The 19,272-nt window shown below is 65.7% G+C and carries 20 protein-coding genes; 6 read left to right on the forward strand and 14 right to left on the reverse strand.

Features of this window, described 5'->3' with window-relative positions:
* The first annotated feature begins 136 nt into the window (after positions 1-136).
* Positions 137-1,045: a haloalkane dehalogenase gene (locus A5724_RS04160; protein WP_067796677.1), complete on the forward strand. Its 909-nt coding sequence runs from the start codon at positions 137-139 to the stop codon at positions 1,043-1,045.
* Here the strand turns inward: A5724_RS04160 and A5724_RS04165 are convergent.
* On the reverse strand, positions 1,042-1,437 hold the full coding sequence (locus A5724_RS04165; protein ID WP_197518547.1) for a lipoprotein LpqH: 396 nt from the start codon (positions 1,435-1,437) through the stop codon (positions 1,042-1,044). The two genes, A5724_RS04160 and A5724_RS04165, sit on opposite strands and share 4 nt — an antisense overlap.
* 56 nt (positions 1,438-1,493) lie before the next feature.
* Between A5724_RS04165 and tgt the strand changes: the two genes are divergently transcribed.
* The gene (tgt, locus tag A5724_RS04170) at positions 1,494-2,726 is read left to right on the forward strand and encodes a tRNA guanosine(34) transglycosylase Tgt (protein WP_067796683.1); all 1,233 of its coding nucleotides are present in this window, start codon (positions 1,494-1,496) and stop codon (positions 2,724-2,726) included.
* Positions 2,727-2,798: 72 nt separating this feature from the next.
* On the forward strand, positions 2,799-4,004 hold the full coding sequence (locus A5724_RS04175) for a saccharopine dehydrogenase family protein (RefSeq protein WP_067796686.1): 1,206 nt from the start codon (positions 2,799-2,801) through the stop codon (positions 4,002-4,004).
* Between the two features lie 80 nt (positions 4,005-4,084).
* Here the strand turns inward: A5724_RS04175 and A5724_RS04180 are convergent, their stop codons facing one another.
* From A5724_RS04180 to A5724_RS04240, 13 genes are all read right to left on the reverse strand, one after another.
* On the reverse strand, positions 4,085-4,840 hold the full coding sequence (locus A5724_RS04180; RefSeq protein WP_067796689.1) for an amino acid ABC transporter ATP-binding protein: 756 nt from the start codon (positions 4,838-4,840) through the stop codon (positions 4,085-4,087).
* The gene (locus A5724_RS32840; protein ID WP_369830602.1) at positions 4,837-6,276 is read right to left on the reverse strand and encodes an ABC transporter permease subunit; all 1,440 of its coding nucleotides are present in this window, start codon (positions 6,274-6,276) and stop codon (positions 4,837-4,839) included. Before A5724_RS32840 ends, A5724_RS04180 begins: the two co-directional genes overlap by 4 nt.
* A gap of 77 nt (positions 6,277-6,353) precedes the next feature.
* Complete coding sequence (gene gluQRS / locus A5724_RS04190) at positions 6,354-7,232, reverse strand: tRNA glutamyl-Q(34) synthetase GluQRS (RefSeq protein ID WP_067796692.1); 879 nt, start codon at positions 7,230-7,232, stop codon at positions 6,354-6,356.
* Positions 7,233-7,236: 4 nt separating this feature from the next.
* Complete coding sequence (locus A5724_RS04195; RefSeq protein WP_067796695.1) at positions 7,237-8,019, reverse strand: GntR family transcriptional regulator; 783 nt, start codon at positions 8,017-8,019, stop codon at positions 7,237-7,239.
* Between the two features lie 46 nt (positions 8,020-8,065).
* Positions 8,066-8,845: a 3-oxoacyl-ACP reductase FabG gene (gene fabG / locus A5724_RS04200; RefSeq protein WP_067796698.1), complete on the reverse strand. Its 780-nt coding sequence runs from the start codon at positions 8,843-8,845 to the stop codon at positions 8,066-8,068.
* Positions 8,846-8,858: 13 nt separating this feature from the next.
* Complete coding sequence (locus A5724_RS04205) at positions 8,859-9,860, reverse strand: phosphotransferase enzyme family protein (protein ID WP_067796700.1); 1,002 nt, start codon at positions 9,858-9,860, stop codon at positions 8,859-8,861.
* Positions 9,860-10,513 carry a microcompartment protein gene (locus tag A5724_RS04210; protein ID WP_067796702.1) on the reverse strand — a complete coding sequence of 218 codons (654 nt, stop codon included), beginning with the start codon at positions 10,511-10,513 and terminating at the stop codon, positions 9,860-9,862. Before A5724_RS04210 ends, A5724_RS04205 begins: the two co-directional genes overlap by 1 nt.
* Positions 10,514-10,519: 6 nt before the next feature.
* Positions 10,520-10,801, reverse strand: a complete 282-nt coding sequence (locus tag A5724_RS04215) for a BMC domain-containing protein (RefSeq protein WP_067796706.1) — start codon at positions 10,799-10,801, stop codon at positions 10,520-10,522.
* Between the two features lie 22 nt (positions 10,802-10,823).
* A complete protein-coding gene (locus tag A5724_RS04220; RefSeq protein WP_067796709.1) occupies positions 10,824-11,075 on the reverse strand; it encodes a EutN/CcmL family microcompartment protein in 252 nt (83 codons plus the stop codon).
* Positions 11,072-11,527 carry a hypothetical protein gene (locus A5724_RS04225; RefSeq protein WP_067796712.1) on the reverse strand — a complete coding sequence of 152 codons (456 nt, stop codon included), beginning with the start codon at positions 11,525-11,527 and terminating at the stop codon, positions 11,072-11,074. The genes A5724_RS04220 and A5724_RS04225 overlap by 4 nt, the downstream gene beginning before the upstream one ends.
* Positions 11,524-12,129, reverse strand: a complete 606-nt coding sequence (locus tag A5724_RS04230; protein ID WP_067796715.1) for a BMC domain-containing protein — start codon at positions 12,127-12,129, stop codon at positions 11,524-11,526. Before A5724_RS04230 ends, A5724_RS04225 begins: the two co-directional genes overlap by 4 nt.
* A gap of 3 nt (positions 12,130-12,132) precedes the next feature.
* Positions 12,133-13,671 (reverse strand): aldehyde dehydrogenase family protein, encoded by a 1,539-nt coding sequence (locus A5724_RS04235; protein WP_232004694.1) that lies wholly within the window; start codon positions 13,669-13,671, stop codon positions 12,133-12,135.
* Positions 13,668-14,948, reverse strand: coding sequence for an aspartate aminotransferase family protein (locus A5724_RS04240; protein WP_067796722.1), 1,281 nt, complete (start codon positions 14,946-14,948; stop codon positions 13,668-13,670). The genes A5724_RS04235 and A5724_RS04240 overlap by 4 nt, the downstream gene beginning before the upstream one ends.
* Before the next feature lie 172 nt (positions 14,949-15,120).
* Here A5724_RS04240 and A5724_RS04245 point away from each other — a divergent pair, with 172 nt between their 5' ends.
* From A5724_RS04245 to A5724_RS04255, 3 genes are read left to right on the forward strand one after another with little or no spacing between them, the layout of a single operon-like run.
* The gene (locus tag A5724_RS04245) at positions 15,121-16,659 is read left to right on the forward strand and encodes an APC family permease (RefSeq protein WP_067796725.1); all 1,539 of its coding nucleotides are present in this window, start codon (positions 15,121-15,123) and stop codon (positions 16,657-16,659) included.
* A gap of 46 nt (positions 16,660-16,705) precedes the next feature.
* Positions 16,706-18,925, forward strand: a complete 2,220-nt coding sequence (locus A5724_RS04250) for a propanediol/glycerol family dehydratase large subunit (protein WP_067796887.1) — start codon at positions 16,706-16,708, stop codon at positions 18,923-18,925.
* The gene (locus tag A5724_RS04255; RefSeq protein ID WP_067796727.1) at positions 18,922-19,257 is read left to right on the forward strand and encodes a diol dehydratase small subunit; all 336 of its coding nucleotides are present in this window, start codon (positions 18,922-18,924) and stop codon (positions 19,255-19,257) included. The genes A5724_RS04250 and A5724_RS04255 overlap by 4 nt, the downstream gene beginning before the upstream one ends.
* Positions 19,258-19,272: the final 15 nt, after the last annotated feature.

The following is a 19,272-nucleotide window of genomic DNA, read 5'->3' on the forward strand; positions in this document are numbered from 1 at the left end:
TCCCGGACAGTATGTTGGCCTGTTCAGCGCGGATATGGCGCTTTGCCGAAAAATTTGCCTGCGCACGGGCCGATCGTTACCTGCGCTTGATGCGACCGGCAGGGTGGCGTCAGGAAGCTCGGGTAGGTTCGCCCGCATGCAGACGTTGCGCACGCCGGACGAATCATTTGCCGATCTACCCGAATTCGGTTACCCCGCAAAGTATTGCGAAGTGGACGACGGCGACGGTGGTCGACTGCGGGTGGCGTGGGTGGAAGACGGCCCCGCAGAAGGCAATCCGGTGCTCATGCTGCACGGCGAGCCGTCGTGGTCGTTTCTCTACCGCAAGATGATGCCGATCCTGGCGGCGGCCGGATATCGGGTCATTTGTCCGGACCTGGTCGGATTCGGTCGATCCGACAAGCCGACCAAGGTCGAAGACCACACCTACGCCAGGCACGTCGAGTGGATGCGCGCACTCGCGTTCGACGTGCTCGACCTGCACGACGTGACGCTGGTCGGGCAGGACTGGGGTGGCCTGATCGGACTGCGCGTCGCGGCGGAGAACCCCGATCGGTTCGCCCGCATCGTCGTCGCCAACACCGGCCTACCCACCGGCGACCACCCGATGCCCGAGATCTGGTGGAACTTCCGCAGGGCCATCGAGGCGGCGCCGACACTCGATGTCGGACCGTGGGTGGCCGCCGGGTGCGCGCGTCCCATCACCGACGAAGTCCGTGCGGCCTACAGCGCACCGTTCCCCGACGACGCCTACTGCGCCGGTCCCCGCGCGATGCCGGGACTGATCCCGACCACACCCGACAATCCCGCGTCGGCGGCCAACCGGGCCGCATGGAAAGCGTTGTGCGACAGCGCCACTCCGATGCTCGTCGCATTCAGCGACAGCGACCCGATCACCGGAGCCATGGCCCCGATCTTCAAGAGCCAGATGCGCGGCGCCCAGGGCATCGAACATCCGGTCATCGCCAACGCCGGGCATTTCCTGCAGGAGGACGCGGGGGAGGAACTCGCCGAGGCGATTGTCCGGTTCCTGGCGCGCAGCTAGCAGGCGACCTTGATGGCGAACGTGCCGGAGGTGCGGTAACTGGGATTGGCGACGTCGAAGCCGTCAGCGGTACCCGTGATGTCGTAGGTCCTGCCGGTCATCGTGACCTTCGTCTCGCCGCCGAGGCCGCGGTTGTAGCTGCCGGTGAAGCCGCCGACGTTGTTGATGCTGACGGCCTCGGTGGTCAGCGCGTCCTTGTTGGAGATCAGCGTCGTGGTGCCCGACGTCTGGTCGCCGGTCGTGATCGTGGTCAGTGAACCCGCAGGCGTGCAGTTCACTGCCTCGGTGGTGCCGATGTTCTGCCCGTTGACGGTCATCTGCGCGGTGCCCGCGACCAGCATGCCTGGTCCTGGCTTGTAGTCTGGCGGACTCGACGAACATCCCGCGACCATCAGCGTTGCCGCCGCGGCGGCCACCCCCGCGATTCTCACAGTGCAGAATCTACGTCGTGCCCGAGGACTTCTTCAGCGTTGACGCAGAATTGCCGGGACGATTCGGGCGCGCCGGCGTCATCCGCACCCCGCACGGCGACATCCACACGCCAGCGTTCATTGCCGTGGGCACGCAGGCCACCGTCAAGGCGGTGCTGCCGGAAACCATGAAAGAGCTTGGTGCGCAGGCAGTTCTGGCCAACGCCTATCACCTGTATCTGCAGCCGGGACCCGACATCGTCGAGGAGGCCGGCGGCCTCGCGGCGTTCATGAATTGGCACGGGCCGACATTCACCGACAGTGGCGGGTTCCAGGTACTCTCGCTCGGCGCCGGGTTCAAGAAGGTGCTGGCCATGGACACCGATCGGGTGCAGGCCGACGACGTCATCGCCGAGGGCAAGGAACGGTTGGCCCACGTCGACGACGACGGTGTCACCTTTCGCTCGCATCTCGACGGGTCGACGCACCGCTTCACCCCGGAAGTGTCGATCGGCATCCAGCACAAGCTCGGCGCCGACATCATCTTCGCCTTCGACGAACTGACCACCCTGGTCAACACCCGCGGCTACCAGGAAGAATCGGTCCAACGCACGCATCACTGGGCGGTCCGGTGCCTGGCCGAACACCGCAGGCTGACAGCGCTGCATCCGGAGAAGCCGCCGCAGGCGTTGTTCGGCGTGGTGCAGGGCGCGCAGTACGAGGACCTGCGCAGGCAGGCCACCCGCGGGCTGACGACGATCGTCGACGAAGACGGGCGCGGATTCGACGGCTACGGCATCGGTGGGGCGCTGGAGAAGCAGAACCTGGCCACCATCGTCGGTTGGGTCAGCAGCGAGCTGCCCGCGGACAAGCCGCGCCATCTGCTGGGCATCAGTGAGCCCGACGACCTCTTCGACGCCGTCGCAGCGGGCGCGGACACCTTCGACTGCGTGTCCCCGTCGCGCGTCGCGCGCAACGCCGCGGTCTATGGACCGACCGGACGCTTCAACGTCACCAATGCCCGGTTCCGGCGCGACTTCAATCCGATCGACGCCGACTGCGACTGCTACACCTGCGCGCACTACACCCGGGCCTACGTGCACCACTTGTTCAAGGCGAAGGAACTGTTGGCCAAGACGCTGTGCACGATTCACAACGAACGCTTCGTGATAAGGCTCGTCGACCGCATCCGCGTATCAATCCGCACCGGCGATTTCGACGACCTGCGCGCGGACGTGCTCGGCCGGTACTACCCAACGCGTGCACACTGACGGTCGAAAACTACGGAATCAGTCGCAGCAGATCGGTCTTGATTCGGATTCCATCCCTGTACCTTCTAGCCCATGCGGATTCTTCTGGTGGGAGCCGGGGGCGTCGGATCGGCGTTCTGTGCCATCGCGGCACGGCGGGACTTCTTCGAGCAGATCGTGGTCAGTGACTACGACGAGGCGCGTGCACAGCACGCGGCCGACGCGGTCGGTGACATACGTTTCTCGGCGTCCCGGGTCGACGCGACGTCCGCAGACGACGTCGCCGAACTCGTTCGCCGCCACGGCATCACCCATGTGATGAACGCCGTGGACCCGCGATTCGTGATGCCGATCTTCAACGGGGCGCTGGCAGGCGGAGCCGACTACCTCGACATGGCGATGAGTCTGTCGCAGCGGCATCCGGAGCGGCCGTACGAACTGACCGGCGTCAAACTCGGCGACGAGCAGTTCGCGGTCGAGTCTCAGTGGAAGGACGCGGGCCGCCTCGCCCTCGTTGGAATCGGCGTGGAACCAGGGCTTTCCGACGTGTTCGCCCGCTACGCCGCCGACCATCTGTTCTCCGACATTGACGAACTCGGCACCCGCGACGGTTCCAACCTGATTGTCGACGGCTACGACTTCGCACCGTCGTTCTCCATCTGGACGACCATCGAGGAGTGTCTCAACCCGCCGGTGATCTGGGAGGCCGACCGAGGCTGGTTCACCACCGAACCCTTTAGCGAGCCAGAGGTTTTCGACTTTCCCGACGGAATCGGCCCGGTCGAGTGCGTCAACGTCGAGCACGAAGAAGTGCTTTTGATGCCGCGCTGGGTGAACTGCAAACGCGCGACCTTCAAGTACGGTCTTGGCGCGGAGTTCATCGACGTGCTCAAGACGCTGCACAAGCTCGGCCTGGACCGCACCGAGAAGGTCACCGTCGGTGGCGTGCAGGTGAGTCCGCGCGACGTCGTAGCCGCCTGCCTACCGGATCCGGCCACGCTCGGACCCAAGATGCACGGGAAGACGTGCGCGGGCCTGTGGGTGACGGGGACCGGTAAGGACGGTAAGCCGCGGTCGACCTACCTCTATCACGTCGTGGACAACCAGTGGTCGATGGCCGAGTACGGCCACCAATGTGTGGTGTGGCAGACTGCGATCAATCCCGTTGTGGCACTTGAGCTTCTGGCCACTGGCAAGTGGAGCGGCAGCGGTGTGCTCGGTCCGGAGGCGTTCGACTCGGAGCCGTTCCTCGAGCTGTTGACGGCCTACGGTTCACCGTGGGGGCTTCGGGATCAATAGCGCGAGCGACCGCGTTTGTACATACGATCGCGGCGTGTCGGCGTACAAACACGGTCGCTCGCGAGAAGAAGAAGAAGAAGCTACAGCGGGTTGAGGATTCGGTCGAGGAACTGGCGGGTGCGTTCCTCTTTCGGGTTGCCGATCACCTCGGCCGGCGGGCCCTGCTCCAGGATCACGCCGCGATCGGTGAACAGCACCTGATCGGAAACCTGCTTGGCGAACTGGATTTCGTGGGTGACGATCACCAGTGTCCACCCTTCGACGGCCAGATCCCTGATCACCGACAGCACTTCGCCGACCAGTTCGGGGTCCAACGCCGAGGTTGGCTCGTCGAACAGCACCACCTTCGGTTTCATCGCCAGCGCCCGCGCGATGCCGACGCGCTGCTGCTGGCCACCCGACAGCTGATACGGATACTGGTCGCGCTTCTCGACGAGCCCGACCTGGCCGAGCAACTCCAGCGCGTCGGCCTCGGCCTGCTCTTTCGGCCGCTTCTGCACGAAGACCGGTCCCTCGGTGATGTTCTGCAACACCGTCTTGTGCGGAAACAGGTTATGCGACTGAAACACAAAGCCACTCTGCGCGCGATAGCGGCGCAGGTCGTCCTTGGCCACCGGCTTGGAGAAATCCAACTCGACCTCGCCGACCCGGATCACCCCGGCGTCGGGCACGTCCAGCGCATTGAGCGCCCGCAGCAGCGTCGTCTTACCCGAACCCGACGGCCCGATGATCGTCGTCGCCGATCCCTGCGGAACGGTGAACGAAACACCCTTGAGCACTTCGTTGTCCCCGAAGGCCTTGTGCACGCCCTCGGCCACCACACGGTTCTCCGTCATCGCGCCACATACCTTTCCAGCCGACGTTCAATGCGACCCTGACCGAACGAGAGCGCCAGGCAGATCACCCAGTAGTACACCGCCGCCGTGCCGTACAACGCGAAGAACTCGAACGTCGGCGCGGCGATGATCTGGGCCTGCCGCAGCAGCTCGGTGACCAAGATCGTCGACGCCAACGACGTGTCTTTGACCAGCGATATCAACGTATTCGACAGCGGCGGCACCGCCACCCGGGTGGCCTGCGGTAAGACGATACGCCGCAGCGTCCCAACATAATTCAGGCCGATCGTCTCGGCGGCTTCCCACTGGCCTTTCGGGATGCTCTGGATGGCCGAACGGATGATCTCGGCCGCGTAGCCGCCGACGTTCAACGAGAACGCGATCACGGCCGCCGGGAAGGGATCGATCTTCACCCCCAACTCCGGCAGGGCGTAGAAGACGATGAAAAGCTGTACCAGCAATGGGGTTCCGCGAATGACCGAGATGTAGAAACGTGCCACGTTGGTCAGCACCACGTTGGAGGACAACCGGGCCAGCGCCACCGCCAACGCGATCACGAGGCCGATCACGAAGCTGATCACCGTCAACGGAACGGTCTTGGTGATCGCCGCCTTGGCCAGTGGCCCGAGGCTGTCGAGAATCAGATCCCACGTCGACTTCGGCTCAGCCTGCCCTTGGGCCGCCGCGGGCGCACCGGATGCGTTGGCTTTCAGATACTTCTGCGAGATGTCGGCCAGCGTTCCGTCGGCGCGCAGTTCGTCGAGGGCCTTGTTGAGGTCAGGCAGGAGCCCGCTGTTCTTGCGCGCGGCGAACCCCTGTTCACTTTTCTCTCCGATGTTTCCGGCGATCTTGACACTCTTGTCGCCCGTCTCGGCCAAATAGGCGTACACCGCGATGCTGTCGTTGACCACCACGTCGACCCGGCCCTGGTTGAGCAGTTTGATCGCCTGGGTGAACCCTTCGACCGCCTCGACGCGTGCCCCCGCCTTGCGGGCCACGTCCGACCAGTTACTGGTGGCGTTCTCCGCGGCGACCTTGCCCTTGAGATTCGCGAGCGAGGAGATCGAATCGCCGGCGCGGGTGACGATGACGCCTTCGCCGACCGAGTACGGCTCGGACAGGTCGTATTTGGCCTTGCGTTCGTCGGTGATCGTGACCTCGTTGGCGACGACGTCGAATCGGTTGGCCTCCAGCGCGGCGAAAATCGAATCCCATGGGGTTTCGACGAATTCGACCCTGACGCCGAGTTTGTCGGCGACCGCGCGGGCGACGTCCACGTCGTAGCCGACCAGTTGACCGGTGGCGGGGTCGTGATAGCTGAACGGTGAGTACACGCCTTCCGTGCCCACCCGCAGCACGCCAGCAGACTTGACCGGGTTCTCGCCATTGTCTGCTTGCGAACCGCATGCGCTGAGCACAAAAGCACTGAGCAGCAACACGGCCACGACGGCTCTTCGTAGATTGCGCACTGGCGGACGCTAGCAAGTCGCGCAACATTCACCAAGGTTTCTGCTCAACGAGGCCGGTATATCCACGGCTCGCGGGGCAGCGCGGCGGGCGCGAACTCGACAAGCATGTCGGCCACGGTGTGTGCGGTGTAGCCAACCGACTCCGCGATTTGTGTCAGCGCCCGCTGCACCCCGATCTCGGCCAGCGTCACCGCGCCGTCGCGCTTGGCCAGCCGCGCGCCGTCCTCGTTGAGCACCAGAGCGACGTGGGCGTATGTCGGTTCTGGATAGCCGAGCAGGTTGGCCAGGTAAGCCTGCCGTGGCGACGACGGCAGCAGGTCGTCGCCGCGCACCACCTGGTCGACGCCCTGCGCGGCGTCGTCGACCACGACCGCGAGGTTGTAGGCGGCGACACCATCACCGCGGCGCACCACGAAGTCGTCGACGATGCCGGTGTAGTCGCCGTGCAGCACGTCGTGCACTGTGTGCACGAAGGTGTCAGAACGCAATCGCAGCGCCGGTGGCCGTCCCGTCTCGCGCCGCCGGACTTCGCGCTCGGCATCGGTCAAGTCCCGGCAGGTACCGGGATAGGCGCCCTGCGGTGCGTGCGGCGCCCGCGGCGCCTGCGCGATATCCCTTCTGGTGCAATAGCATTCATAGAGCAGCCCGCGGCGGGCGAGGTCGTCGACCACCGCGTCGTAGCGTTGTGGGTGTCCGCTCTGCCATTCGGGCGGCTCGTCCCAGGTCAGTCCCAGCGCCGCCAGGTCGTCGAGTTGCCGGTTGGCGATATCGGTGTGGGTGCGGTCGTCGAGGTCCTCGATGCGCATCAGGAACCGACGCCCGGTCGAACGCGCGAACAGCCATGCCAACACTGCCGTGCGCAGATTGCCGATGTGCAGATCGGCCGACGGGCTTGGCGCGAAGCGGCCTGCTCCAGGTGCCATGCCGTCAGCTTGCCTTGGTCCGCGCTTCCTGCTTCTGAAGGGTCACCGATGCGGTGCCTGCACCTGACTGCACCCCGACGCCGTGGCCCTGCACGGTTACCGCCAACCGGGTGCGGTCGCCGCGGAACAGGTCGCGGGAGTATTCGCACGGCGTGTCGTGCTGGTCGTAGGTGATCCGAGTGATCAGCAACAGCGCCGATTTCGGTTTGATGCCGAGCAGCGAGGCCTCCACCTGCGTGGCATTGACCGCTTCGATGCGCTCCTCGGCGCGCGCCGTCACCAGACCGTACTGGGTTTCCAGCACTTCGTAGATCGAGCCGCCGAGTTGTTGTTCGAGCAAGCCCGGGAACGCGTCGGCGGGAAACTGCGCGAGTTCCAGCGAGATTGGTGAGCCGTCGGCGAGCCGGACCCGCTGGATCTCTATGACGAAAGCGTTGGCACCGATGCGCAGCGCCTTCTGCGTGGTTCGGTCCGGCGAGGTGATCCGCGTCGAGATCACCCGTGTGCCTGCAACATAACCCTGGTGCGCGAGGAAGGCCGGCACCCCGACCACGTCCGACAAGCTGCGCTGCACCTGTGCGTGGCTGATGAAGATGCCGCCCGACCGGCCGATCGCCCGGTGCACCAGGCCGGCCTCCTCCAGTGCCGCGAGCACTTGGCGCAGGCTCGATCGGCTGGTCTTGTAGTGCTCGGCCAACTCGCGTTCGCTGCCGAGCTTGGCGCCCGGCTCACCCGCGTTGATGTCGGCGACGATGCGGCGCCGCAGATCCTCACTTGGCGTCGGCACCGGTAGTCCTTCCGCTGATTTGGTCTAACCAATTCTAGCGGACGCCCTATGCCTCAGCGAGTGCCTGACTGGATTCGGGAAGGATCTGACCACCGTCCACCACCAGCGTCTGGCCCGTGATGTACGCGGCTTCGTCGGTGGCGAAGAACAGCGCGGCATTACCGATGTCAGCGACGCTGCCCAATCGTGCCGCGGGGATCGAAGCGGCCATTTGGTCCATGTATTCCTGGCCCATTTCGATCAGGCCCTCGGTGATGATGTTGCCCGGCAGCACCGCGTTGATGGTGATCTGCTTGGGCGCGAGTTCCATCGCCGCGGTCCGCAGGAAGCCCAACTGGGCGGCCTTGCTCGCTCCGTAGTGTGACCACCCGGGGTAGCCGGTGATCGGACCGGTGATCGACGACGTGATGACGACGCGGCCGTGTCCGCTGGCGGTCAGGGCAGGCAACGCGGCCTGGATGATGAAGACGGTGCCCTTGAAGTTCACCGACAACACCTCGTCGATGTCCTCGGGTGTCAAATCCTCCAGCTTGCCCGAAGGGAAGATCCCCGCGTTGGCGCAGACGATGTCTACACCGCCGAACTGTTCGACGGCGGTGTCCACTGCGCGGCGGCAGTCTTCGGGTTTCGTCACGTCGACCGCCAGCGCGCTCACCCGACCGGGTTGGTCGGCGAGTGCTTCCACCGCGGCGTCGAGGTCGGCCTGGCTGCGCGCGGTCAGCAGCACGTTGACGCCTGCGGCGGCGAAGGTTTCGGCGATGCCGCGGCCGATTCCCTTACTTGCGCCGGTGACGATGGCCGACCGGCCGTCGAGCGAGGTGAACATCTGTCTCCTTACGTCAGGCCAGGCGGCGGCCGTGTGAACTGAGATAGCGCTCGGCCAGCGTGCAGCTGCCGTGTGCGTAATTGATTGCCTTGGTGCGGGATTCCTTGGAATGGCTGTGGGTGCCCATCCACGCCAGCAGCATCAGCCTGCGCAGGAACACGAACGATGACAGCATGTCTTCGTCGTCGGCGGCGAGCGTCCTGCGGCTGCGGTAGCCCGCGATCCAGGAGTCCTGCCATTCGGGCAGCGCGGGATCGTCTTCGATGAACGACACCGCGGTGCCGAAATCGTAGAAGAACCAGCCGAATCCGCAGTCGTCGAAGTCGATGACGGTGATGGTCGAGCCGTCGACGAGCAGGTTGGCCAGCCGCAGGTCGGCGTGGATCAGCCCGCACCGGTCCGGCCCCGACCCGTACTGCTCGAGCCGCTCGCGCAACAGCTGCTCGGCACGGCTCAGCAGCCGGTGCTCGGCGTCGCCCACCCCGTCGGCGTCCTGCCAGCGTCCCCAGCGGCCCTCGGCGCCGAGGCTGTGCGCCCAGTCCCAGGAGAACCGGCTGAACGAGGCAGGGCGCTGCCACGCGTGCGAATGGTCGTGTAACGCCGCGGTGATCTGCCCAAGGGTGAAAAAGTCGCTGACGGTCACCGTCTGCTCGTCGGGCTCGGCGCCCGCGACCATCGCGAAATGCACGACATGACGGTCTTTTCCGTTGACGTTGACGCTCACCACCCGCCTGCCGTCGGCAGCGGGCAGCACCGTTGGCACCGTGATGTCGCTGTCGCGCCGCAGCGCCTCGAGCCAGTCGAGCTCGGATTCGATTTGGTGCGGTAAATGGTAGTTCTCGCGGTGCACCCGCAGGATCGACCGCTGCCCTGTGGCGGTGTCTTCGACCGCGTACGTGGCGTTCTCGGACAGGTTCAGCAGCTGCAAGGTGGAGTTCCGCGCAAGCCCGTACTCGGCGAGCGCGCGTTCTGCGACGGCGCGATCGTCGGCGATCACGCCATTGGGGTTCACCATCAGTGGTCGCGTCCCTCGATTCCGGCCAGCACCGCAGAGATCCGGTCCCTCGCCGCGGTGACGTCCTTGGTGCTGCCGCCGATGTACAGCCTGCCAGCAGCTCCGATCATTTGTACGTCGACGATAGTGAGCTCCGGCGCAGCGCGCTCGGCTTCGTTGGCGGCGACGGCCGCGAACAGCGCCGGCGTCATCTCGTACACCAGCAGCGCCTGGCCCGGCAGGATCATCGACGCTTGGCGGTTGCGGTTGAGGATCACCGCGTGTTGATCGGTGATGTCCTCGATGATGTCGTGGAACAGCACCTGCGGACGCAGTTGGTCGGCGGCCCGCGCGCCGGTGCCCTGCAGGATCGCCTCGCCGGCGCGGCGCACCTCGGCCAGGTCGGCGGAGTGCACCTCCAAGACGCCGAATTGGCGCTCGACGTAAAGGATCCCCACTTGCACACCGGGCACATCGCGCAGGGCGAGGTCGATCACCCGCTCGATCGCCAGCGCCGGCGACACCTCGACGATCAGTGCGTGCTCACCTTCGTACGGCGGATATCCCCGAGCGCGGGTCGGTGTGCCCAGGTAGGCGGCGAACTGCCGCTGCAGGTCCTCCACGAGGAGGTAGACGCGGATATCGGTGCGCGCCGGGGTTGTCGTCGCGGCCATGACGAACTACTGCGCGGCGACAGCGAAATGAGCACCCAGTTCGTTGTGTGGGCGCGGGATCACGTGCACGCTGATCAGTTCCCCGACCTGTGAGGCGGATTCGGCGCCCGCCTCGGTGGCGGCCTTCACGGCGCCCACCTCACCGGTGACGATGACGGCGACCAGTCCGTCGCCGACCTGCTGCCGGTCGGTGATGGTGACGTTCGCCGCCTTGACCATCGCATCAGCAGCGGCCAGCGCTGCGACGTATCCCTTGGTCTCGATCATTCCAATCGCGTTGCTGGGCATGGTGTTTCTCCTTGTTCACTCGTTACTTCTGGACCTGTGGGTCGATGGACCCGATGATCAGTGCGTCGACCGGAGGCGGGGTGCCGGTGAACCAGTTCGAGGCGACCGACCCCTGGGCAATCAGCACACGCTCGCCGACACCGCTGCCGAGTACGTCGAACGCGATCAACCGCGAAGCCGACCCGTCGGTTTCCACCTCGAGGAACGCCCCCGCGGGCAGTCCGTCGATGCGACGCGTGGACCAGACCTGACCGGTGACCTTTCCTGTAATCACTTCCGCTCCTTCTGAATCGAGACGCCCAGCACGCGCGCCTTCTCCCGCGCCAGCGGAGTGAGCACCGCCTTGGGTCCGAGGACCAGCGCGCCACCGGACGCGGCGATGTCGACAATCCGACGCTCGGTCACCGCGCCCCGCTCGATCCGGTGCGCCGCTGCCTGCGCGCCGGACGAGGCGCCTGCCAGGCGGAAGCTCAACCGGCCGTGGCGTAGGTCGGCGCGCGTCTTCGGATTCTCGAACAGCCGCAGCAGGTGCCGCACGAATGCGTCGAGGTCGGCGTCGGTGCCGATACGCACGGAGTCGACACGCGACTTCTCGTCGGCGGCCAGCGGACCGGTCGGCGCAAACCCGTTGTGGCTGGGCGTCGTTGGTGGCGGGATCAGGTCCGCGACCGCGTCGCGCACCACCTCCCGGACAAGGGTGCGCAGGTCGGCACGTTCCAGTGTCACGTGGCGCTCCGTGCCAGCGCATCCTGCGCGGCGTCCGCGGCCTGCCGGACGTCGGCTTCCGTGCCCGCCAGATAGACGCGGCCGGTCGCGCCGATCATCCGGTAGTCGACGACCTTGATCTCGGCGGCCTTCTCGGCCTCGTTGGTGGCCAGGATCGCATACGACGCGGGCTGCACCTCGAGCACGAACAGCGACTCGCCCGGCAGCACCATCGAGCCGATCTTGTTGCGGTTGATCAGGAAGGCGTGCTGCTGGTCGACGCTGGAGATGATCCGTGCGGCCAGGATGGTGGGCCGCACCGCGGAACTGGCGTCCTTCCCGAGTTCCTGCAGCGCCGCGTCCGCCGCGGCCTTGACGGCGCCGGTTTCGCCGTGGAACTCGAGATAGCCGAATTGCCGCTCCACCACCAGGACTCCGGCTTTCACGTCGGCGTGTTTGAGGGCGACGTCGGTGACACCCTCGATGTCCAATCCCGGCGCCACCTCGATGATCTGCGCCGCGACATCGGCTCGTGGCAGGGCGCCCTTGATCCAGGTGCCGAGGTACGACATCGTCTGCGGCTGCAGGCGGTCGATGAAGATGAAGGAACGCAGTTCAGCCACGGCTCACCTCTTGATGAGTTGTGCGAGTTCTTCGACAACGAGTTGACGTAGTTCAGCCCGCAGCGCGTCCAAGCTGGGTTCGGACGGCTTGCCGTTGCGGCGCGGCTGAGGGGGAGTGGGGAGGTCGCGTTCGTTGGAGGCGCGCGGGTAGGCAGGCACCTGGCCCGCCGGGGAGCGCCACGGTGTGATCCCCGCGAAGTTCGGCATGGTCACCCCGGCGTCGCTGGGATAAGCGATCCGGGTCCAGTTCATCAGGTTGTGCGGTTGCAGGTTTTCGCCGAGCCCGCTGCGCCCCACGAACCCGGTACCGAGCGTCATGGAAGGCGCCAGGTTGGTGTCCAGCCCGGAGCTGCCGGTGCTGTTGCCGACGTTGACCGAGACCCGCAAAACCGGCACATGGGTCGCGAACTTGGCTATCACCGAAGGGTTCTCGCTGTGGATGGCGGCCGAGTGCCCGGCGCCGCCGATCCTGACCACCGCCCGGGCCGCGCGGATGCCGCTGTCAGTGTCGGCGACCGTCGTCATGCCGAGTACCGGGGACAGCTTCTCGTGGGTGAACGGTTCCTCATCGAGAACGCGGTCGAACGGGGCGATCAACACCCGGGTCTTCGGGGTCACGCGCAGGCCCGACTGCCCGGCGATCCAGGCCGCGTCCCGGCCCACCACATCGGTGTTCAGGTGCCCGAACGGGAACATGAACTCCCGCAACCGCTGCGCGTCGCCGGGATCGAGGATGTGTGCCCCGTTGCGGGTGAGCGCCGACCGCAGTTTGTCGGCGATGGCGTCCTCGGCGATGAGCACGGATTCGTTGGTGCACAACACCGAGTTGTCGAACGCCTTGCTGTCGACGATCCGGCGGGCCGCGGCGGTGACGTCCGCGCTGGCGTCGACGAAGACCGGGACGTTGCCGGGTCCGACACCGAGCGCTGGATTACCCGACGAATACGCGGCCCGGACGACTCCGGTGCCGCCGGTCGCGACGATGACGTCGGTGCGCTCGTCGGCCATCAGCGCCTCGGCCAACGGGATGGAGGGTTCCGCCACCACCTGCACGATGCCGTCGGGTGCGCCCGCCCTGACGGCGGCCTCGGCAAGTATCCGGGCGGCATCGGCCGAACACTGCTTGGCCCGCGGATGCGGCGCCACGACGACCGCGTTGCGCGTCATCAGCGCCAGGATGACGTTGAAGTACACGGTGGCAACAGGATTCGTGGTCGGCGTGATGGCCAGCACCACCCCCGCGGGGCGCGGTATCTCGACGATCTTGTGTGCGGTGTCGATGCGCGGGGTGATCAGATCCTCGCCGCGGTAGTGCTCGACGATGCCCCTTGAACACGCGCGGTTCTTGATCACCTTGTGCGCGACGACACCCATCTCCGTCTCGGCGACGGCGGCCTCCGCCAACCGTTCGGCCTCGGCATAGCCCGCGTCGGCGACGGCGCCGACGATCGCGGCGACCGCGGCCTGGTCGTAGTCGGCGTATGCGCGCGCCGCCCAGCGGGCGCGTTCGAGCAGATGGCCGGCATGCGCAATCGTGGTCACGGCTCTCGCCTCTCCGTCACGGCTTTGCGGGCGCATCGCACGGCGACGTCGAGTCGGTCGAGCACGTCCTCACACAGGTCGCGGCCCAACAGAATGCCCGGCTTGAACTGCAGCACACGGGGATCCAGCGTCGAGAAGATCGCCCAGACCCCGTTTTCGTAGAGTTCCCGCATCACGAACTTGGCGCCCTCGGGGTGGTCGAACTCCAAGCCGATCACCACACCGTTCTGCCGGATCCCGACGAACCAGTCGGGGTTGTCGGACTGGATGCGGCGCAGTCCCGCGGCGAACAGGTCGGCGATGTAGTGCACCATCGACCGGACCTCGGGTCTGCTGGTGATCTCGAGGGTTTTGACACCCGCGACGCAGCCGAGTTCGGCGCCGCCGAACGTCGAGATGTGGGCGAACCCGTCCTCGTCAAGCCATTGCGCCGCACGGTCGCTGAGCATCGCCGCCGTGATCGGATACATGCCGCCGGACAGTCCCTTGCCGGTGACGATGATGTCCGGGTCGATGCCGTGTTTGGTGATGGCCCACATCTCGCCGGTTCGCATCAACCCGGTCTGCACCTCGTCGGCGATGTAGAGCGCGCCGTGCGCCTCGGCCAGATCCTTGACCGCCTCGAGGTATCCCGGTGGGGGCAAGGGGAAGCCGTAGGTGGCGGGGATGGTCTCCATGATGACCGCGGCGACGTCGTTTCCGGACAGTGCCTGCGCCATCGCGTCGGTGTCGCCGAACGGCACCTGGATGAACAGATCGGGTTGGTCGGACAGGAAGATCTTGGCGAACCGGTCGTCGCCGGTGGCCACGGCCAACCCGGTGTGGCCGTGGTACGCCTTGACGATCGATACGATCTTGCGGCGTTTGGTGGCGTGTCGTGCGCTCTTGATCGCGATGTCGATGGCCTCGCCGCCACCGGATCCGAACGCCACCTTGGTGATCGGCGCAGGCGCCGATGCCACCAACCGCTGCGCCAATGCGGTCCGCGCCACCGAGGGGAAGTGGTGGTTGCCGACGTCGAAGTACTCGGTGGCCTCGGTAATCGCTTGTACGACTTCGGGATTGCGATGGCCGAGGTTGTAGGTGCCGCCATTGAGGTGCATGTCGATCAGCCGACGGCCGCTCATGTCCCACAGGTAGTAGCCGTCGCGGCGGTCGATCACCAGGTCGACGCCTTCGTCGATCCAGAACTGCGTCTTGCCCGGATTCCAGAACTGCTTGGCCTGGTCCAAGACCTGGGCCTTGGAGTCGAACGAGAACGCGCCGTAGTCGTACATGCGGCTCCTCTGCGGAGTTGAGGCAGCCCTCACCATAAAAAGGATGGACCATTTATGTCAATGGTTGAAGAAGGGTCTTGCCAAGCTTAATTGGTAGTGCCAAACTCCAAGGGTTCGTGCTGTGGCGTGCGCCACACCGGATTGCCCGTCGACCGCTCGGAAGGCTGCCCATATGACCGACCAAGTCGAAATCCGCGACGAAAACCATAAGACCGGCCAGGTTCAGCGACTGAAACCGAATGCCGTCGGGATCGTCGGCGTGATGTTCATGGCGGTGGCCACGGCCGCCCCCATCACTGCAATGGTCGGCAACGTCCCGATCGCGGTCGGCTTCGGAAATGGTTCGCACGCGCCTGCGGGCTACCTGGTGGCGACGATCGTGCTGTCGTTGTTCGCCATCGGCTACGCCACCATGGCCAAGCACCTCACCGCCACCGGTGCCTTCTACGGATACATCGCCCACGGGTTGGGCCGAATCGTCGGCATGGCCAGCGGTGCACTCATCACGATGGCCTACGTCGTCTTCGAGGGCTCACTGATCGGCATCTTCTCGTTCTTCTTCCAGAACCTGATGCAGTCGCAACTCGGCATCCACGTCCACTGGATCGTTCCCGCGTTGCTGATGTTGGTGCTCAACTCGGTGCTCGCCTACTACGACATCAACATCGCCGCCAAGGTGCTCGGCGTGTTCCTGATAACCGAGATCATCATGCTGTCCCTCGGGGCACTCGCGGTGCTGTTCCACGGTGGCGGCCCTGACGGGTTCGCAATCGGTGAGACGCTGAACCCGATCGGGGCGTTCCAGCCCGCGGCCGGAATCGCAGGTGCGAGTGCCGGACTGGGCCTGTTCTTCGCGTTCTGGTCATGGGTGGGATTCGAATCGACCGCCATGTACGGCGAGGAGTCGCGCAACCCGAAGAAGATCATCCCGATCGCGACCGTGGCGAGCGTTCTCGGCATCGGCCTGTTCTACGTGTTCGTCTCATGGATGGCGGTGGCGGGTACCGGTCCGCAGCACGCGATCGACCTGGCGCAGGACGCCGCCACTGCAGGCGACATCTTCTTCGGCCCGGTGCGCGGTTACTACGGTGAGTGGGCGATCACGATGTTCAACATCCTGCTGTGCACCGGTTCGTTCGCGTGCGGCATGGCGTTTCACAACTGCGCGTCTCGCTACCTGTATGCGCTTGGCCGCGAAGGCCTTTCGAAGCGGCTGCAGCGGACCATCGGCGCCACGCATCACAAGCATGGATCCCCGCACATCGCATCGTTCGTGCAGACCGGCGTGACACTGGTGATCATCCTGGCCTTCCTGGCCGCAGGTATGGATCCGTACGTGCACATGTACACGCTGCTGGCCATTCTCGGCACGATGGCGATCCTGATCGTGCAGTCACTGTGCGCGTTCGCGGTGATCAGTTTCTTCCACTTCCGCAAGAACCACCCGACCAGCAAGCACTGGTTCCGGACGTTCATCTCGCCCCTGCTCGGTGGCATCGGGATGCTGTATGTCGTGCTGCTGTTGTGGCAGCACAAAGAGGCGGCGGCGGGCGCGGCGGCAGGAACGCTGCTGTTCAAGTTGACGCCGTGGATTGTCGTCGGGCTGTTCGTCTTCGGAGGGGGCCTGGCACTCTACTTCAAGTACCGTGATCCTCGTCGCTTCGAGTTGATCGGCCGGATCGTCTACGACGAAACCGAAGTCCGCGAGTAGGAGAGCTGTCCCGCCAGTGCGCGAAAAGGATCTCGACCTGGGGCGGATGCGGGTTCTCGACGCGAAACCGGTGAATCTCGACGGGTTCTCTGTGACCAACCCTGAGCTCGGACTCGTCGCCATGCGCAGTCCGTACGACCCCGAGCCCTCGCTGGTGGTCCGCGACGGCGTGGTCCTCGAGTTGGACGGCAAGCACGCGCAGGATTTCGACGTCATCGACGAGTTCATCGCGCACTACGGGCTGGATCTCGACGCGGCCGCAGAGGCGATGGCGCTCGACGATGCGGTGCTGGCCCGGATGACGGTCGACGTCAACGTGCCGCGGGCCGAGGTGGTCCGGTTGATCGGCGGAACAACGCCCGCCAAGCTGGCGCGGGTCGTCGCGCTGCTCAGCCCCGTCGAGATGCAGATGGCGATGAGCAAGATGCGCGCCAGGAGAACGCCGAGCAATCAGGCGCACGTGACCAACCAACTGGACGATCCGCTGCTCATCGCCGCCGACGCGGCCAGCGCCGTCGCATACGGCTTTCGTGAGGTCGAGACGACGGTGCCGGTGCTCGGCGACGCCCCGTCCAACGCGGTGGCGTTGCTCATCGGCAGCCAGGTGGGCATACCCGGGGCGATGGCGCAGTGCTCGATCGAAGAGGCACTGGAGTTGCGGCTGGGGCTGCGCGGCCTGACCAGTTACGCCGAGACCATCTCCATCTACGGCACCGAGCAGGTGTTCGTCGACGGTGATGACACCCCGTTCTCGAAGGCGTTGCTGACCTCCGCCTATGCCTCCCGTGGGCTCAAGATGCGGGTCACCAGTGGTGGCGGTGCCGAGGTGCTGATGGGTGCCGCGGAGAAATGCTCGATCTTGTACCTGGAGTCGCGGTGCGTCTCGCTGGCGCGCGCGTTGGGGTCACAGGGTGTGCAGAACGGTGGCATCGACGGTGTCGGCGTGGTGTCCTCCGTGCCCGAGGGCATGAAGGAACTGCTCGCCGAGAACCTGATGGTGATGCTGCGCGATCTGGAATCCTGCGCGGGCAACGACAATCTGATCTCAGAGTCCGACATCCGGCGGAGCGCACACACGCTGCCCGTCCTGCTCGCCGGCGCCGACTTCATCTTCTCCGGCTTCGGTTCGATTCCGCGGTACGACAACGCGTTCGCGTTGTCGAACTTCAACGCCGACGACATGGACGACTTTCTCGTGCTGCAACGTGATTGGGCCGCCGACGGCGGACTGCGCACCGTGCCTGCAGAACACCTCGCGCAAGTCCGTCGACGCGCGGCGACCGCGGTGCAGGCGGTCTACCGCGACCTCGGACTCGCCGACTACGACGACGCGCGAATTGACGAAGTGGTCGTGGCCAACGATTCTCGTGACCTGTCACCGGGTTACCCGAAGATGGTGGCAGAGGCGGCCGCGGCCATCGAGGCCAAGCAGTTGACGGTGTTCGACGTGATCGCCTCGCTGAAGCGAACCGGCTTCGACGATGAGGCCGAATCGATCATGCGGCTCACCCGAGAACGACTGCGCGGTGACCAACTGCAGACATCGGCGATCTTCGACGAGAACTTCCGGGTGCTGTCGAAACTGACCGATCCCAACGACTATGCCGGCCCAGGCACCGGATACGCGCCGTCGCCGCGGCGCCGCGCGGAGATCGACGACATCCGGCAGGCACGCACTGTGCCCGAACTGACCGCCGACCAGGACGAGCACCGCGATCACCTCTCGATCACCACGATCGAGCCCGCTCAGCAGGGCAGCGATCCCCGCGAGGTGTGCATCGGCTTGTCGCCTGCGTTCGCCCGCACCGTGTGGCTGACGCTGTGCGGTCTGCCGATCGGCGAGGTGCTGCGCCAGATCGAGGCAGGCCTGGAAGAGGAGGGCTGTGTGCCGCGGTTGGTCAGGGTCAGATCGACGATCGACGTCGGCCTGATCGGACTCACCGCCGCCCGGCTGTCGGGCTCGGGAATCGGAATCGGTTTGCAGGGCAAGGGAACCGCGCTGATTCATCGCCGTGATCTGACGCCGCTGGCCAACCTTGAACTGTTCAGCGTCGCGCCGCTGCTGACCGCGAGGATGTACCGCGAACTCGGTAAGAACGCGGGCAGGCACGCCAAGGGCATGACGCCCGTCCCGATTCTCAGCGGCGGCACCGACGAATCGATCTCGGCGCGTTACCAGGCTCGCACCGTCGCGCTCGTGGCGCTGGAGCGTGATCTGTGCGAACCAGGACAGCCGCCGCTGACGGTGAAGGCGACGCGGAGATGAGTGCCGACAAGTTCACGGTGCAGGCGGCCGTCGACGGCAAACTGCAGCTTTCCGACCTACGGATGGAGCCCGCCACGCTGGCGCACCAGGCCGACGTGGCGAGGGCGGGCGGCAACCCGCAACTGGCCGAGAACTTCCTGCGCGCAGCGGAATTGGCCACCCTCGACGGTGAAGAGGTGATGGGCCTCTACGAGGCGCTGCGCCCACACCGCTCCACGGCAGAGGAACTGGAGTCGTTGCGGGCATCGCTCGAGGCGCGCGGCGCCGCGCGGTGCGCGGAACTCGTGCGGCACGCCGCGGCGGTGTACGCGCGGCGAGGTCTGTTGCGTTGATCGTCGCCGGAATCG

The organism is Mycobacterium sp. ACS1612, from assembly GCF_001667505.1.
In the GTDB taxonomy this organism is placed as follows: Bacteria; Actinomycetota; Actinomycetes; order Mycobacteriales; family Mycobacteriaceae; genus Mycobacterium.

What these genes read in the sequence shown, in the direction of transcription:
- A5724_RS04160 (WP_067796677.1), top strand. Translation starts at nt 137, where the DNA reads ATGCAGACGTTGCGCACGCCGGACGAATCATTTGCCGATCTACCCGAA.
- A5724_RS04165 (WP_197518547.1), bottom strand. Translation starts at nt 1,437, where the DNA reads ATGGTCGCGGGATGTTCGTCGAGTCCGCCAGACTACAAGCCAGGACCA.
- A5724_RS04175 (WP_067796686.1), top strand. Translation starts at nt 2,799, where the DNA reads ATGCGGATTCTTCTGGTGGGAGCCGGGGGCGTCGGATCGGCGTTCTGT.
- A5724_RS04180 (WP_067796689.1), bottom strand. Translation starts at nt 4,840, where the DNA reads ATGACGGAGAACCGTGTGGTGGCCGAGGGCGTGCACAAGGCCTTCGGG.
- gluQRS (WP_067796692.1), bottom strand. Translation starts at nt 7,232, where the DNA reads ATGGCACCTGGAGCAGGCCGCTTCGCGCCAAGCCCGTCGGCCGATCTG.
- fabG (WP_067796698.1), bottom strand. Translation starts at nt 8,845, where the DNA reads ATGTTCACCTCGCTCGACGGCCGGTCGGCCATCGTCACCGGCGCAAGT.
- A5724_RS04205 (WP_067796700.1), bottom strand. Translation starts at nt 9,860, where the DNA reads ATGGTGAACCCCAATGGCGTGATCGCCGACGATCGCGCCGTCGCAGAA.
- A5724_RS04210 (WP_067796702.1), bottom strand. Translation starts at nt 10,513, where the DNA reads ATGGCCGCGACGACAACCCCGGCGCGCACCGATATCCGCGTCTACCTC.
- A5724_RS04215 (WP_067796706.1), bottom strand. Translation starts at nt 10,801, where the DNA reads ATGCCCAGCAACGCGATTGGAATGATCGAGACCAAGGGATACGTCGCA.
- A5724_RS04240 (WP_067796722.1), bottom strand. Translation starts at nt 14,948, where the DNA reads ATGTACGACTACGGCGCGTTCTCGTTCGACTCCAAGGCCCAGGTCTTG.
- A5724_RS04245 (WP_067796725.1), top strand. Translation starts at nt 15,121, where the DNA reads ATGACCGACCAAGTCGAAATCCGCGACGAAAACCATAAGACCGGCCAG.
- A5724_RS04250 (WP_067796887.1), top strand. Translation starts at nt 16,706, where the DNA reads ATGCGGGTTCTCGACGCGAAACCGGTGAATCTCGACGGGTTCTCTGTG.
- A5724_RS04255 (WP_067796727.1), top strand. Translation starts at nt 18,922, where the DNA reads ATGAGTGCCGACAAGTTCACGGTGCAGGCGGCCGTCGACGGCAAACTG.